General features: G+C 74.2%; 14 protein-coding genes. 4 read left to right on the top strand and 10 right to left on the bottom strand.

The annotated features are described in order from the left end of the window. Positions 1-86 precede the first annotated feature (86 nt). Positions 87-1,526 carry an aminotransferase-like domain-containing protein gene (locus tag AC27L3_RS06050; protein WP_487232979.1) on the bottom strand — a complete coding sequence of 480 codons (1,440 nt, stop codon included), beginning with the start codon at positions 1,524-1,526 and terminating at the stop codon, positions 87-89. Here AC27L3_RS06050 and AC27L3_RS06045 point away from each other — a divergent pair. Both AC27L3_RS06045 and AC27L3_RS06040 read left to right on the top strand, forming a co-directional pair. Next, complete coding sequence (locus AC27L3_RS06045; RefSeq protein WP_487232978.1) at positions 1,525-2,445, top strand: DMT family transporter; 921 nt, start codon at positions 1,525-1,527, stop codon at positions 2,443-2,445. The genes AC27L3_RS06050 and AC27L3_RS06045 overlap by 2 nt on opposite strands. A 94-nt stretch (positions 2,446-2,539) precedes the next feature. Further along, positions 2,540-2,737 carry a DUF1918 domain-containing protein gene (locus tag AC27L3_RS06040; RefSeq protein ID WP_487232977.1) on the top strand — a complete coding sequence of 66 codons (198 nt, stop codon included), beginning with the start codon at positions 2,540-2,542 and terminating at the stop codon, positions 2,735-2,737. Between the two features lie 19 nt (positions 2,738-2,756). Here AC27L3_RS06040 and AC27L3_RS06035 read toward each other — a convergent pair whose 3' ends face one another. Next, complete coding sequence (locus AC27L3_RS06035) at positions 2,757-4,004, bottom strand: glycoside hydrolase family 10-like protein (protein ID WP_487232976.1); 1,248 nt, start codon at positions 4,002-4,004, stop codon at positions 2,757-2,759. 175 nt (positions 4,005-4,179) lie between these two features. Between AC27L3_RS06035 and AC27L3_RS06030 the strand changes: the two genes are divergently transcribed. Both AC27L3_RS06030 and AC27L3_RS06025 read left to right on the top strand, forming a co-directional pair. Next, positions 4,180-5,037, top strand: coding sequence for a 3-hydroxybutyryl-CoA dehydrogenase (locus AC27L3_RS06030; protein WP_487232975.1), 858 nt, complete (start codon positions 4,180-4,182; stop codon positions 5,035-5,037). A 166-nt stretch (positions 5,038-5,203) separates the two neighbouring features. Continuing rightward, complete coding sequence (locus AC27L3_RS06025) at positions 5,204-5,464, top strand: hypothetical protein (protein ID WP_487232974.1); 261 nt, start codon at positions 5,204-5,206, stop codon at positions 5,462-5,464. A 57-nt stretch (positions 5,465-5,521) separates the two neighbouring features. Here the strand turns inward: AC27L3_RS06025 and AC27L3_RS06020 are convergent, their stop codons facing one another. From AC27L3_RS06020 to rplT, 8 genes are all read right to left on the bottom strand, one after another. Next, positions 5,522-6,052 (bottom strand): NUDIX hydrolase, encoded by a 531-nt coding sequence (locus tag AC27L3_RS06020; protein WP_487232973.1) that lies wholly within the window; start codon positions 6,050-6,052, stop codon positions 5,522-5,524. Between the two features lie 59 nt (positions 6,053-6,111). After that, complete coding sequence (locus tag AC27L3_RS06015; protein ID WP_487232972.1) at positions 6,112-7,449, bottom strand: tetratricopeptide repeat protein; 1,338 nt, start codon at positions 7,447-7,449, stop codon at positions 6,112-6,114. A gap of 92 nt (positions 7,450-7,541) precedes the next feature. Then, positions 7,542-8,726, bottom strand: a complete 1,185-nt coding sequence (locus tag AC27L3_RS06010) for a PP2C family protein-serine/threonine phosphatase (protein WP_487232971.1) — start codon at positions 8,724-8,726, stop codon at positions 7,542-7,544. A 186-nt stretch (positions 8,727-8,912) separates the two neighbouring features. Next, entirely contained in the window at positions 8,913-11,423 is a 2,511-nt protein-coding gene (pheT, locus tag AC27L3_RS06005) for a phenylalanine--tRNA ligase subunit beta (RefSeq protein ID WP_487232970.1), read from the bottom strand. Continuing rightward, complete coding sequence (pheS, locus tag AC27L3_RS06000; RefSeq protein WP_487232969.1) at positions 11,423-12,568, bottom strand: phenylalanine--tRNA ligase subunit alpha; 1,146 nt, start codon at positions 12,566-12,568, stop codon at positions 11,423-11,425. Before pheS ends, pheT begins: the two co-directional genes overlap by 1 nt. A 166-nt stretch (positions 12,569-12,734) precedes the next feature. Beyond that, on the bottom strand, positions 12,735-13,874 hold the full coding sequence (locus AC27L3_RS05995; RefSeq protein WP_487232968.1) for a sensor histidine kinase: 1,140 nt from the start codon (positions 13,872-13,874) through the stop codon (positions 12,735-12,737). A gap of 37 nt (positions 13,875-13,911) precedes the next feature. Next, the gene (locus AC27L3_RS05990; protein ID WP_344434213.1) at positions 13,912-14,766 is read right to left on the bottom strand and encodes a TrmH family RNA methyltransferase; all 855 of its coding nucleotides are present in this window, start codon (positions 14,764-14,766) and stop codon (positions 13,912-13,914) included. A gap of 124 nt (positions 14,767-14,890) precedes the next feature. After that, a complete protein-coding gene (gene rplT / locus AC27L3_RS05985) occupies positions 14,891-15,277 on the bottom strand; it encodes a 50S ribosomal protein L20 (protein WP_344434214.1) in 387 nt (128 codons plus the stop codon). Positions 15,278-15,352 lie beyond the last annotated feature (75 nt).

The following is a 15,352-nucleotide window of genomic DNA, read 5'->3' as shown; positions in this document are numbered from 1 at the left end:
CGTGCGGCCGGCGCCCCGCCGGGGAGCCATCTTGCGGGTGGCTCCCTGGTACTACGGGTACGGGGTCGGGCGGCACCGGCCGGGTGTCACCGGCCCGCGTGGGCCAGCGCCAGCCGGCGTACCCCCTCCACCAGTTCGGCGGCGCCCGCCGCCGCCGCGAAGCACAGGCGCAGGTGGGGGGCGGGGGATTCGGCGGCGTAGAAGGGGCGGCCCGCCGTGACGGCGACGCCGGCGCGCAGCGCGGCGGCGGCCAGGGCGACCTCGTCGGTGCCGTCGGGCAGCCGGATCCAGACGTGGAAGCCGCCCGGTGGCACGAATTCGGGCGTGAAAGCAGGGAGCTGCCGGGCCAGTTCGGCGAGCAGTGTCTCCCGGCGGGAGCGCAGTTCGGTGGCGAGGGCGCGCCGGTGCCGGGCCCAGGAGGGCGAGCCGACGAGTTCGAGGGCGGCCTCCTGCAGGGGGCGGGCGACGAAGAAGCTGTCGACGACCTGGATGGCCTTCAGGCGCTCCAGGACCGGCCCGCGGGCGGCGAGGGCGCCGACGCGCAGGCTGGGCGAGGTGAACTTGGTCAGCGAGCAGACGTGGACGACGACGCCCTCGGGGTCCTCGGCGGCCAGCGGTGCGGGCAGCGGCGGGGCGTCCTCGTGGGCGAGGCGGCGGGCGAAGTCGTCCTCGACGACGAAGGCGCCCGCGGCGCGGGCGATGCGCAGGACCTCGCGGCGGCGGTCGGCGGCGAGCACGGTGCCGGTGGGGTTCTGGTAGAGGGGCTGGCAGACGAAGACCCGGGCGCCGCTGGCGCGGAACGCCTCGTCGAGCAGGTCGGGGCGCACCCCGTGGCCGTCCGTGGGCACGGGCACCGGGCGCAGTCCGAAGGCGCGGGCGGCGGCGAGCATGCCGGGGTAGGTGGGCGACTCCACCAGGACGGGGGCGCCGGGTGGGGCGAGGGCGCGCAGGGCGACGGTGAGGGCGCTCTGGCCGCCGGCGGTGATCAGTACGTCGGAGGGGGCGAGGGTGCCGCCGGGGCCACCGATCTCGCGGGCGAACCAGGCCCGCAGGTCGTGCAGGCCCTCCAGGGGCGGGCGGCCCCAGGCGCCGGGGCGGCGGCCGGCGCGGGCGAGGGCGGCGGCCAGCTCGCGCTCGGGCTGCAGGCCGGGGTGGAGGTAGCCGCCGCTGAGCTCGATGACGCCGGCCGGCGGTTCGGCGAGGAAGGGCCGGACCCCGGAGGAGTCCACGGACCGCGGCACCACCTCCTCCCCCGGCTCGGCGCTGAGGGCGACATGCTGCCACTGGGTGTCGGCGGGGCGCACGGCGGCCGGGCGGGGTGCGGCGCGGAAGGCCCCGGCGCCGGGGCGGGTGACGACCAGGCCCTCGCCGGCGAGGACGGCCAGGGCCCGGGAGACGGTGACCGGGCTCGCCCGGAAGCGTTCGACGAGGGCCCGGCTGGACGGAAGCTTCTCGCCCACCGAGTAGCGGTCGAGCTCTTTTCGCAGGATGTCTGCCAGCTCCGCCACGGTGCTACTGTCTCGCATGACAGCACAAGATAGCGCTACTCTCCCCGATGCGATAGCGGTGCGCAGCCCCGCCGCCCCCGGAGTGCGGGCCGGCACGCTGCTGGCCGCGCTCGGCGTGGTCGCGTTCTCCTTCACCTTCCCCTCCATCTCCTGGGCCATGGAGGGCCTCGGCCCCTGGTCGGCGGCGGCCTGGCGCGCCGCGCTGGCCGGCGCGGCCTCGGCCGTCGTCCTGCTCGTCACCCGCCCGCCGGTGCCCGACCGCCGGCTGTGGGGGCCGTTCGCGGTGGTCGCCGGCGGGGTGTTCCTCGGCTATCCCCTGCTGACCTCGCTCGCGCTGCACACCTCCTCCACCGCGCACGCGGCCGTGGTGGTGGGCCTGCTGCCGCTGACCACGGCGGCGTACGCGGCGGTGCGCTTTCGCACCCGGCACTCGCGGACGTTCTGGGCGGCGGCCCTGGCGGGGGCCGCCGTCGTGGCCGGCTTCGCCCTGCAGCAGAGCGGCGGCGCGCCCAGCACCGCCGACCTCTACCTCCTGCTGGCCCTGGTGGTGTGCGCGGCCGGCTACGCCGAGGGCGGGCGGCTGGCCCGGACGATGCCGGGCTGGCAGGTGGTGTGCTGGGCGGCGGCGGCCTGCCTGCCCCTGGCCGCCGTGGGCGCGGGTGCGGCGCTGTGGACCGAGCCGGTGCACCTGACCGGGCGCAGCGTGGCCGGGCTGCTGTGGGCCGTCGGCGGCTCCACGCTGCTGGGCATGGCCGTCTGGTACCGCGGCATGGCCATGATCGGGGTGGCCCGGGCGGGGCAGCTGCAGCTGGCCCAGCCGCTGCTGACCCTGCTGTGGTCCGTCACCCTGCTGGGCGAGCATCTGACGCCGGCCGCGCCGCTGGCCGCGGTGGCGGTGCTGGTGTGCATCGTGGTGACCCAGCGCGCGGATTCGTGAGGATTGCGCCCGTCCGCGGACGCGCCGCGCACCGCCGGTCGCCCTAGGCTGGGGAGAGACCGAGAGGACGTGTCTCACGGAAGGGGCACCGCCGATGCATGCGAGCAAGGGCGACCGGTTGGTCAGGCACGGCAGGGTGGTCGGCGAGCACGACCACATCGTGGAGGTCGTCGAGGTGCTGGGCACCAACGGCAATCCGCCCTACCGCGTCCGCGCGGAGAACGGGCACGAGACGATCATGACGCCGGGACCCGACTGCGTGGTGGACCACCGCAAGCACTCCGAGAAGTAGCGGCCGCACGGGCAGCCGCTCAGCGCGGTGGCCGCGCGCGGTGCGGGTAGTGGTCCCGCACCACGCGCGCCATCGCGCCGATGGGGTCCGCGACCACGTTCTTGGCGGAGAAGTAGACGTTGCCGAGCACCTCGGGGTGCTTGCGGGCCAGCGTCAGGTGCCGGGAGAGCTCGGCCGCGTCCTGCCAGGGGGCCGGCTGCGCCGGATCGCCCGCCCGGTACAGCGCCTCGCCGATGTACAGCTGCACGCCGGTGCCGCGCACCGTCTCGGCCCACCACGGCACGAGGCGGGCGTAGTCGGCGGCCGGAAAGCCGATGTGCCAGTAGCACTGGGGCACGATGTAGTCGATCCAGCCCTCGCGGACCCAGGTGCGCGTGTCCGCATGCAGGTCGTCGTAGGTCTGCACGCCCGCCCGGGTGTCCGAGCCGCGCGGGTCGGTGGTGCGGTTGCGCCAGACGGCGAAGGGGCTGACACCGAAGCGCACGTGCCGCTTGCGCTGCTTGATGCGGCGGCCGGTCTCCCGGATCAGGCGGTCGATGTTGTCGCGGCGCCAGGCGGCCCGGTCGGGGAAGCCGTGGCCGTAGCGCTGCCAGGCGGCGGTGTCGTCGAAGGTCTGCCCGGCCACGGGATAGGGGTAGAAGTAGTCGTCGAAGTGCACGCCGTCGAGGTCGTAGCGCCACACGGCGTCGAGGATCGCGTCCTGCACGAAGCGGCGCACCTCGGGCAGGCCGGGGTTGTAGTAGAGCTTGCCGCCGTAGCGCACCACCCACTCGGGGTGCACCCGGGCCGGATGGGCGGGCACCAGGCGGCTGGGGTCGGTGTGGTTGGCGATGCGGTACGGGTTGAACCAACCGTGCAGCTCCAGGCGGCGCTTGTGCGCCTCGCGCACCGCGAAGGCCAGCGGGTCCCAGCCGGGCGAGCGGCCCTGAGTGCCGGTCAGGTACTCCGACCAGGGCTCGTAGCGCGAGGGCCAGAAGGCGTCGGCCGTCGGGCGGATCTGCAGCAGGACCGCGTTCAGCCGCCGGGCCACCGCCGCGTCGAACAGGGCCAGCAGCTCGGCCCGTTGTCGTTCGGGCGGCAGGCCGGGACTGGAGGGCCAGTCGACGTTGACGACCGTCGCCGCCCACATCCCGCGGAACTCCCGCCGCGGCGCCGTACGTCCGCTCCCCTCCGGGGCGCCGAGCGCGGCCGCCTCACCGCTCGCCAGCATCGCCGTCATCGCGGTCGCGGCGGCCACCGTGAACCCTCTTCGGCTCATACGCCCCATATGCGGCCACGTCCTCTCCGGTCGTTGTCATGTGAGTCACATCGGTTCGAACAGAGCATGCCCGACCCGGCACCCTGCGCACCGCGCCCCGCGGAGTAACGTCTTTTCCAAAGGCGGCTGCCGGACGACCTTCGGCCACCCGCCGGTCGACAAGATCAGCGAAAGGCACGATGTGGTGACCGACATCGAACGCGTCGGAGTGGTGGGCTGCGGCCAGATGGGCGCGGGCATCGCGGAGGTGTGCGCCCGCGCCGGGCTGGAGGTCAAGGTCGCGGAGACCACCGGCGAGGCGCTGGAGCTGGGCCGGACCCGCCTGACCACCTCCCTGAGCCGGGCCGCCGAACGCGGCAAGATCACCGAGGAGGAGCGCGACGCCGCCCTGGGCCGCCTGAGCTTCACCACCGACCTCGGCGAATTCGCCGACCGCGACCTCGTCATCGAGGCCGTCGTGGAGAACGAGCAGGTCAAGACGGAGATCTTCCAGGTCCTCGACCAGGTGGTCACCCGGCCGGACGCCATCCTGGCCTCGAACACCTCCTCCATCCCGCTCGTCAAGCTGGCCGTGGCCACCTCCCGCCCCGACCAGGTGCTCGGCATCCACTTCTTCAACCCCGCCCCCGTGCAGCAGCTCGTCGAGCTGATCCCCGCCCTGACCACCGGCGAGGAGACCCTGCGGCGCGCCGAGGCCCTGGTCGGCAAGGTGCTGGGCAAGCACGCCATCCGCGCCCAGGACCGCTCGGGCTTCGTCGTCAACGCCCTGCTCATCCCCTACCTGCTGTCCGCGATCCGGATGTTCGAGTCGGGCATGGCCAGCCGCGAGGACATCGACAACGGCATGGAGCTGGGCTGCGCCCACCCCATGGGCCCGCTCAAGCTGGCCGACCTCATCGGCCTCGACACGGTCGCCTCGGTGGCCGACAGCATGTACACGGAGTACAAGGAGCCGCTGTACGCCGCTCCCCCGCTGCTGCAGCGCATGGTCGACGCCGGCCGCCTCGGCCGCAAGACCGGTTCCGGCTTCTACACCTACTGAGCCGTCCGCGCCGGACACACCGGGTCACCGGCGCACCCCCGCCTTCACACGGGGTGTGCACCGGTGACCCGCACATTCCACCCGCACACGCTCCCGTTCCGTCGCTCCGCGCGGTTGACTCGCCTCATCGGCACCACGCACGGACTCTTCGGAAGGGGTACGCACCGTGACCATCGATCCCGGGCACGCCGCCAGGTCGGCAGAGCTCGCGGAGCTCCGCCGCAGCCTCGATGTCGGCGTCATGCGCATCGACGGCCATCTGGCTCTCCTCACACAGCGCAGCGAACAGGCGGAACGTGACCTCACCGACGTGACGGAGCGCGTCCGCGCCCTGGAGCATGCCCGGTGGCCCCTGCCGTCGCTGGCGGCGCTGACGGGCGTCGCCGCGCTGGCCCTGGCCGTCTGGCAGGCCGCCGTCGGGCGGTAGCCACAAGGGCCGCGGGGAACTGCGCGATTCGGCCACGGACGGCCCGCGGGCGATGGATCAGCCCAGCCGGATGTGGTGCAGCAGCAACAGTGCCGCCGCCATGTTGGCGGCGGGCACCTCGCCACGAGCGATCAGGTCCGGCACCAGTTTCAGCGGCACCCACTCGCGGCGGTCCGACTCGAAGCCGTCCTCCGGGTCACCGATGTACTCCGCCTCGTCGGCCCAGTAGATGTGGTGCCGGGCATCGGTGAGCCCGTTCGACGGCTCCACGGACATGAGGTGCCTGAGCGGCCCCGGCCGCCAGCCGGTCTCCTCCTCCATCTCCCGGGCCGCGGCGCACGCGACGTCCTCGCCGTCCTCGACCACGCCGGCCGCGAGCTCCCAGCCCCAGTTGTCGGTGATGAACCGGTGCCGCCACAGCAGCAGGACCTCGTTGGCCGCGTTGACCACGGTGGCCACGGCGACGGGCCGCAGCCGGATGAGGAAGTGGTCGAGATGGCGGCCGTCGGGGAGCTCGACGTCGGCGAGATTGACCTGGAACCAGCGGTTCTCGTAGACGGTCAGCTCCTTGAGATTCTTCCAACGCACGTGTGTGCCACCTTCCGCCGAGGTGGCCACCGTCCGGGCGCTGTCTCGAACAGCACCTCTCACAACGGCACGCGCAACGCTCCGTCGATCAGTTCGGCGGCCTCGGCCGTGGCAGCGCACCCGCTTTCGACCAGGTGCTCGCGCACCGCACGGAGCCGGTCCCGTAAGCGCTGCGATTCCATGCCTCTCGCCTGCTCGGTCATCTCCCGTGCGGTGGCCACCGCCTTGTCCGCGTCTCCCTGACGCAGCTCGATGTGCGTGAGCATGGCGAGCCGGTGGACACGGCCCCGGTCGTGGGCGGGGGTGTCGACGGCCCGGTCCGCGTGCTCACGGGCGGGCCCGAGGTCGCCGAGGCTCAGCAGGGCCTCGGCGACCTGTACGTTCACCAGGCCGGGCTGGACGTAGCCGGTCTCGGCGGGTTCCCGGCCGCGGTGGATGCGCTCGGCGGCCGTCTCGGCCCGCCGGATGCAGGCCAGCGCGCCGGCGCCGTCGCCGAGCCGGGCGTAGGCCTTGGCCTGCATGGCGAAGAGGTCGGCGGCCAGCGCCGGGGTCAGACAGGAGCCGGCGGCGCGCACCGCCGACTCGGCGAAGGCGACCGCCTGCCGGTACTCCCCCATGAACAGCGACTGGTTGACCAGCAGCGCGATCACATAGGCCCCCAGGCCCCGGTCGCCGCTGGCCTTGGCCAGCCGCAGGGCCTGGTGGAAGTAGCGCTGGGCCAGGCCGTGCGCATCGGAGTCGTAGGCGCAGATGCCGGCGACGGCCACCAGCCCGCCGGTGGCCCGGTGCAGCTGACGGCCCATCGGGTCGGAGTAGCTGCCGCGCAGCAGGGGCGCCGCCTCGGCGTTGAGGAAGCCGACGACGCGCGAACGGGTCGCGACGCCACCGGCCTTGCGGTACATCTGCTCGTAGTGGGTGCGGGCCGCCCGGAGCATCTCGATGTCCTCCATGGAGACGCGGGTCGGTCCGCGGCGCGAGACGTCGGCGTCCTCGGGCGGGTTCTCCCACTCCCACACGGGGATGACGGCGGGGGTGCCGGTCACGGCCCGGGCCCGGACGACGTGTTCGCGCTGCTGCTCGTCGGAGCGCCACAGGGCGGTGGCGCGGTCGACGAAGCCGGAGAGCGGGGTGCCGGAGGGGCGCGGGGTGCCGGGGGTGCCCAGCCCTATGTCGTCGAGCGTCAGGGGGCGGTGCACCCGCTCGGAGAGCACCTCGCAGATCAGGTCGGGCACCTGGCCGCGGGGCCGCTGTCCCTTGAGCCAGCGGGCCACCGCCGTGTGCTCGTACCGCAACGCCAGGCCCCGGGCCCGGCCGGCCGCGTTGATGTGGGCGGCCAGGCCGGCGTGGGAGATTCCCGCCTCGTCGAGGACGGCGTCGAGGAGTGTGTTGGGCTCCATGCTTGCCCTCCGGTGCGCTCGATGGGATCAGCGTAGTGCTGATCGGTTCGCACGGGGTGTGAACAGGCCAGGGGCCCGTGCGGGCCCGCGGCTCAGCCGCGCAGGCAGGGCCGGGCCGGCGGCTCGTGGCCGAGCGGCACGGGCTCGTACGCGGGCACGGGCTCGCGGTCGTTGCGCAGGGCCAGCAGGGCGAAGTCGTCGGCGAGCAGGCCGCCGGTGTGCCGCAGCAGGGCGCCCTGGACGTGGTCGACGACCGCGGCCGGGGCGGCCGGCGTGCCCCGGGCGGCCTCGGCGAGCGCGTCGGGCAGCGGGAAGAAGGCGCCGGTGGCGTCGCGGGCGTCCTCGGCGCCGTCGGTGTGCAGCACCAGCACCTCGCCCGGCAGCAACCGCTCGGCGGCGTGCACCGGCGGCTCGGCGGGCAGCGGGAACATGCCCAGCGGGGGCAGCGGGTCGCCGGGGGCGAGGGCGACCGCCCGGGGCGGGGCGGGGGTCAGCCGGTACGGCCAGGGGTGGCCGCAGTTGAGCAGCGCGAGCCCGCCGTCCTCGCGGACCTCCAGCAGCAGGACGGTGACGAAGTCCTCGGCCGGGTGCGCGTCGGCGGCGGCCTGCTCCGTACGGGCCCGGTCGCGCAGGTGACGGTGCAGGGCGCGCTCCAGGCGGCGCAGCACCCCGCGCAGGGAGCTCTCGTCGTGGGCGGCCTCGCGGAAGCTGCCGAGCAGCGCGGCCACGGTGGCCAGGGCGGGCAGGCCGTGCCCGCGGACGTCGCCCATCACCACCCGCAGCCCGTGGGCGGTGGCCTGCACCTCGTACAGGTCGCCGCCCATCAGGGCACCGCGGCTGGCGGAGAGGTGGCCGCCGGCCAGGGCGATGCCCTCCAGGTGAGGCGGCAGCGGGCGCAGCAGGGCGTGCTGGGCGGTGGCGGCGACCTCGCGGACGCGCTCCAGCTCCTGGGCCAGGCGGCGGCTGCGGCCGGTGGTGAGGTAGCTGGCGGCGATGACGGCGAGGATGGCGCAGCAGGTGCCGAGCCGGCTGCCGCCGTCGGCCCGGCCGGTGGGGCCGAGCGGCACGAGGGCGAACAGGGCGCAGCCGCCGCCGAGGACGACGCACTGCCGGCGGCCGGTGCCGGCGCAGGCGATGGCGGGGGCTGCGGCGAGGAGCTGGAGGAAGCGGGCCCCGAGGGGGCTGGCGAGCTCCCAGGCGACGACGCCGAGCACCCACAGGCCGGGCAGGGCGAACACCAGGCCCCGCCAGCAGCGATGTGCTCCCGTACGGATCATGCCGGCGGCCCCCCAAAGCAGCAATGACGCGCCCGATTCTTGCGGAGGGGGCGGGAGGAAGTAACGACCTGAGGGAGCGATTCCACCCCATTGAGTGATGCCCTGTCGCTGCCTCGCTGATGGGGTGTGAGACGCCGAGGGGCGCCCCGGGAATCCGGGGCGCCCCTCGGGCGGTGGGTGCGGCGGTTACGCGCCGCGCAGCACCGCGCCGGTGCGCTCGACCGCGGCCTGCACGGCCGCCTCACGGGCCGCGCTGGCCTCGTCGGCGGTCAGCGTGCGGTCCGCGGCGCGGAAGCGCAGCGCGTAGGCCAGCGACTTCTTGCCGGCGCCGAGCTGGGCGCCGGTGAAGACGTCGAACAGGCGCAGCGACTCCAGCAGCTCGCCGGCGCCGGCCCGCAGGGCGGCCTCGACGTCCCGGGCGGCGACGGACGCGTCGACGACGAGCGCGACGTCCTGGGTGGCGACGGGGAAGGCCGACACCTTCGGCGCCTGCACCGCACCGGTGCCGGCGCGCTCCAGCACATCCAGGTCGATCTCCATCGCGCAGGTGCGCTCCGGCAGGCCGAAGGCCTTCACGACGCGCGGGTGCAGCTCGCCGGCGCCGCCGACGCGCACCTCCTCGCCGCCGGTGGCGACGAACAGCGCGGCGCAGCGGCCCGGGTGGAACGGCGCCTGCTGGTCCTGGCGGACGATCAGCTCGACACCGGCCTCGCGGGCGACGATGCGGGCGGCCTCGATCGCCTCCGCCCAGGTGGCCGGGCGGCCCTTGCCCCACCAGCCGTCGCGCTCACCGGCGCCGGCGAGGACGACGGCCGCGTGGCGCGGCTGCCGGGGCAGCGCGGCGTTCAGCCCCGCGACCTCCTCGTCGGTGGGCCGGCGGTCGACGGGCAGCCGGACGGCGGCGCCCTCCTCGCCGGTGGGCAGGAAGACCAGGCCGGTCTCGAAGAGCGCGAGGTCGTGCTCGCCGCGGCTGTCGTTGCGGCGCAGGGCGGCGAACAGCCCCGGCAGCAGCGTGGTGCGCAGCGCCGGCTCGGCCTCGGAGAGCGGGTTGGCCAGGCGCACGGTGGACCGGCGCGCGTCGTCGGCCTCCAGGCCCAGGTGGTCCAGGGCCCAGTCCCCGATGAAGGGGTAGTTGAGCACCTCGGTGTAGCCCGCGCCGGCCAGCGCCCGGCCGGTGCGGCGGTGCAGCCGCTGGCGGTGGGTCAGGCCGCGGCCCGCAGGGGGCTTGGGCAGGGTGGCCGGCAGGGCGGCGTAGCCCTCCAGCCGGATGACCTCCTCGGCGAGGTCGTTGGGGTCGGTGAGGTCCGGGCGCCAGCTGGGCACGGTGACGATCAGCTCGTCCTGCCCGTAGACGTCGCAGCCGACCTCCTGCAGGCGGCGCACCACGGTCTCGCGGCCGTACTCGACGCCGGCGACGCGGTCGGGGTGGTCGGCGCGCATCGGGATCGTACGGGGGCCGCTGGGCGCGACGACCTCGGTGACGCCGGCCTCGGCGGTGCCGCCGGCGAGCAGCACCAGCAGGTCGACGGCGCGCTGGGCGGCCGCGGAGGTCGCCTGCGGGTCGACGCCGCGCTCGAAGCGGCGGGATGCCTCGGTGGAGAGCTTGTGCCGGCGGGCGGCCCGGGCGATGGCGACCGGGTCGAAGTGCGCGGCCTCGATGACGACCTCGGTGGAGCCCTGGGTCGCGCCGTGGTCGGCGATCTCGGTGTCGGCGCCGCCCATGATGCCGGCGAGGCCGATGGGGCCGCGCTGGTCGGTGATGACCAGGTCCTCGGCGTCCAGCACGCGCTTGGTGCCGTCGAGGGTGGTGAGCTTCTCGCCGGCCTCGGCGCGGCGCACGCCGATCGCCCCGTCCAGGCGGGAGCGGTCGTAGGCGTGCAGCGGCTGGCCCAGTTCGAGCATCACGTAGTTGGTGATGTCGACGGCGAGGGAGACCGGGCGCATGCCGGCCTTCTGCAGGCGGCGCTGCAGCCAGATCGGGGAGCGGGCCTCGGGGTCGATGCCGGTGACCGTGCGGGCGGTGAAGCGGTCGCAGCCGGAGGGGTCGGCGACGGTGACCGGGTGGCCGTAGCTGTTGGGCGCGGGCACGTCCAGCAGGGCCGGGTCGCGCAGCGGCAGGCCGTAGGCGGTGGCGGCCTCGCGGGCGATGCCGCGCAGGGACAGGCAGTAGCCGCGGTCGGGGGTGACGGCGATGTCGAGGACCTCGTCGACGAGCTGCAGCAGCTCGATGGCGTCGGTGCCGACCTCGTGCTCCGGGGAGAGCACGATGATGCCGTGGGTGCCGTCGTCGCCCATGCCCAGCTCGTCGCCGGAGCAGATCATGCCGCGCGAGACCTTGCCGTAGGTCTTGCGCTCGGCGATGGCGAAGTCACCGGGCAGCACGGCGCCGGGCAGCGCCACGACGACCTTGTCGCCGACGGTGAAGTTGCGGGCGCCGCAGACGATCTCCTGCGGCTCGCCGGTGCCGTTGGCCTGCCCGACGTCGACGGTGCAGAAGCGGATGGGCTTGCGGAAGCCCTCCAGCTCCTCGATGGTGGCGACCTTGCCGACGACGAGGGGGCCGGTGATGTCGGAGCCGAGCTGCTCGACGCGCTCGACCTCCAGGCCGGCGGCGATGAGCTTGGCCTGCACGTCGCGGCCGGTCTCGCCCGCCGGCAGGTCGACGTATTCCCGCAGCCAGGAAAGCGGGGCGCGCATCAGATCTCCATCCCGAACGGCCGGGTGAAGCGCACGTCACCCTCGACCATGTCTCGCATGTCCTCGACGTTGTGGCGGAACATCAGCATCCGCTCGATGCCGAACCCGAAGGCGAAGCCGCTGTACTTCTCCGGGTCGATGCCCGCGGCGATGAGCACGCGCGGGTTGACCATGCCGCAGCCGCCCAGCTCGATCCAGCCCTCGCTGGAGCAGGTGCGGCAGGGGCGCCCGGGGTTGCCCACCGACTCGCCGCGGCAGACGTAGCACTGCATGTCGAGCTCGGCCGACGGCTCGGTGAAGGGGAAGTAGTTCGGGCGCAGCCGCGTGGTCAGCCCCTCGCCGAACAGCGAGCGCACCATGTGCTCGATGGTGCCCTTGAGGTCGGCCATGGTCAGGCCCTCGTCGATGGCGAGGAGCTCGACCTGGGTGAAGACGGGGGTGTGGGTGGCGTCCAGCTCGTCGGTGCGGTAGACGCGGCCCGGGCACACCACGTACACGGGCGGCTCGCGGTCGAGCATGGAGCGGACCTGCACCGGGGAGGTGTGGGTGCGCATGACCACGCCGGATTCCGCCCCCGCGGCGGAGCCGCTATCGGCACGAGCGTCCTTGCCCTGGACGAAGAAGGTGTCCTGCATGGCGCGGGCCGGGTGGTCCGGCTCGAAGTTCAGGGCGTCGAAGTTGAACCACTCCGCCTCGACCTCGGGGCCCTCGGCGACCTCGTAGCCCATGGCCACGAAGATGTCCTCGATGCGCTCGCAGAGCGTGGTGATCGGGTGCCGGGCGCCGGTGGGCAGGCGGTCGTACGGCAGGGTGACGTCCACCGCCTCCTCGACCAGGACGCGCGCGTCGCGCTCCGCCTCCAGCTCCGCCTGCCGGGCGGCGAGGGCCTTGGTGACGGCACCGCGGGCCATGCCCACGCGCTTGCCGGCGTCGGCCTTGGCCTGCGGGGGCAGGGCGCCGATCTCGCGGTTGGCGAGGGCGAGCGGGGACCGGTCGCCCATGTGGGCGGCCTTGGCCTCCTTGAGGGCTTCGAGGTCGGCGGCCGCGGCGAAGGCGGCGAGCGCCTCGTCCCGCATGCGCTCGATCTCTTCCGGTTTCAGTGCCTCGACCTCGACAGGGTCGTACGACTTATTGGGTGCCGACATCTCTTCCCGTGCTTCCGATTAGCTGGCGTGGAGCTTGGCTGCGCTGCGCGGCTCGGCCCTTCCTTGGCCAAAGGTGGTGCCAAAGGTGCCAAAGGTCGAGTCTAAGGGTCCCATGCGGTGGGGCGGGCCCGCGGGCCGTCGCTCGCGGCCCCGCCCGCGCCTCCGCTCAGGCCTGGGTGAAGAACGCCGGGGCGGCCACGGGCAGCGTGAAGCGGAACTGGGCGCCGCCCCGGGCGGCCCGCCCCACCGTGATCGTGCCGCCGTGGGCCTCCACGATGCCCTTGACGATGTACAGCCCGAGGCCGGTGCCGCCGCGTTTGGACCCGCGCCAGAAGCGGGTGAAGACGCGGGCCATGGCTTCCTCCGGAATGCCGGGGCCCTCGTCGCTCACGGTGACCGCCGTCCCTGCGGCGCGGGCCTTCAGCTGTGCTGGTGACACCTCTATGGTGACGACTCCCTCGCCGTGGCGCACGGCGTTTTCCAGGAGGTTGCCGAGGACCTGGTCGACCTTGTCGGGGTCGGCCCACAGCTCGGGCAGCGGCTCGGTGACCTCGATCCGGAAGCGGTCGGGGCGCAGCCCGGCGCGGGTGTAGGCCTCGACGTGCCGGCGCACGGCGGCGGCCATGTCCACGGGCTGCCGGCGCACCTCCAGGCGCCCGGAGTCGATGCGGGAGATGTCGAGCAGCTCGGCGATGAGCCGGGTGACGCGGTCGGCGTCGGCGTCGACGGTCTGCAGCATCAGCTGCTTCTGATCGTCGGTGAAGCGCTCCCACTTCGCCAGCAGCGTGGCCGTGAAGCCCTTGACGGAGGTCAGGGGCGAGCGCAGCTCGTGCGCGACGGTGGCGATCAGCTCGGCGTGGCTGCGCTCGGTGCGCCGGCGTGCCTCGGTGCCGCGCAGCTGGACCACGAGCCGGACGACGGGGCCGCCGGGGTGCTCGCGCACGTAGCGGGCGGAGACGAGCACCTGCCGGCCGCCGGGCAGCAGCAGATTGCGCTCGGGCTGGCCGGTGCGGGTGGCCAGGCCCCCGTACGGGTCGGTCAGCGCCCACCAGCGGCGGCCGTCGAGGTCCTCCAGGGGCAGCACGGCCTCCAGCTGCCGGCCGACCGCGTCGGCGGCGCGCACCGCGGTGATCCGCGCGGCGGCGGCGTTGAAGCAGGTCACGCGGCCGGCGGCGTCGGCGACGACCAGCCCGTCGGGCAGGTCGTCGGCGCTGACGACGGCAGGCGTGAGGGACCCGTGAGCGCCGGACGAGGCGGTCGGACAGGTGCCGACCACCGCGCTCCCGGAAGTCCTGACGTTCCTCATACCGCACCCCCTCCCGAGCCCCCGGAGCGCCACCCTACTAGCTGGAGGTCACGGAGCGGCACCCTCCGGACGCGCGCTGCGCACGGGCGGAGGCGTACAGGCACACCGCGGCGGCGGTGGCGAGGTTCAGAGACTCGGCCTTGCCGTGGATCGGCACCCGCACCACCGCGTCGGCCAGCGCCCGGGTCTCCTCGGGCAGGCCCCAGGCCTCGTTGCCGAAGATCCAGGCGGTGGCGTCGCCCATGGCGCCGCGGTCGAGCTCGGCGTCCAGGTCGCGGTCGCCGGCGCCGTCGGCGGCCAGGATGCGCACGCCCGCGGCCTTCAGCCCGCGCACGGCCTGCTCGACGGGGACGCCGACGGCCACCGGCAGGTGGAAGAGGGAGCCGACGGAGGCCCGTACCGACTTGGGGTTGTACAGGTCGACCGAGGCGTCGGTGAGCACGACGGCGTCGGCGCCGGCGGCATCCGCGCAGCGCAGCACGGTGCCGGCGTTGCCGGGGTCGCGCACATGGGCCAGGACGGCCACCAGGCGGGGGCGGGCGGCGAGGATCTCGTCGAAGGGCGAGTCCAGGAAGCGGCAGACGCCGACCAGGCCCTGGGGGGTGACGGTCTGCGACAGGTCGGCGATCACGTCGTCGCAGGCGAGGTGGAAGCGCACCCCGGCGGCGCGGGCGGCCTCGACGATCTCGGTGTGGCGCTCGGCGGCCTCGACGGTGGCGAAGAGCTCGACGAGGGTCGGCTCGCCGCCGCTGGTGTGGGCGATGGCCTCGCGCACCGCCTGCGGGCCCTCGGCGATGAACCGGCGCTCCTTGACCCGGGAACTGCGCTTGGCCAGCTTGCGCGCGGCGACGACGCGGGGGGAGCGCGGGGAGATCAGCTCGGGGGTGCCCATGGGCGGCGGCTCACTTCACTGGGACGAACGGGTACGGGGAGGGGGCCCGGGGAGGGGCCAAACGCCAGCGGACCCGCAGGCCGCGGGGGCCTGCGGGTCCGCTGGACGCCTCGCGGGCGCCGGATCAGGCGGCGGCCTTCGGGGCGTTGACGTCGGCCGGCAGCGCCTTCTGGGCCACCTCGACGAGCGCGGCGAACGCGTTCATGTCGTTGACAGCGAGCTCGGCCAGCATCTTGCGGTCGATCTCGATGTTGGCGGCCTTCAGACCCTGGATGAGGCGGTTGTACGTCATGCCGTTCTGGCGGGCAGCGGCGTTGATGCGCTGGATCCACAGCTGACGGAAGTCGCCCTTGCGCTTCTTGCGGTCGTTGTAGTTGTAGACCAGCGAGTGGGTGACCTGCTCCTTGGCCTTGCGGTACAGGCGGGAGCGCTGACCGCGGTAGCCGCTGGCCTGCTCGAGGATCGCCCGGCGCTTCTTGTGCGCGTTGACTGCGCGCTTGACGCGTGCCACTTGATTAACTCCTTGTAGCGGGGCCGTGGTGCGTTCTCACACGGCCCGGAAACGATTGGGTCCCGGTGTGTCGTT

This window comes from Streptomyces sp. PKA51 (assembly GCF_057552455.1).
The sequence above is the reverse complement of the archived record's forward strand: the minus strand, read 5'-3'. Positions and strand labels throughout refer to the sequence as shown.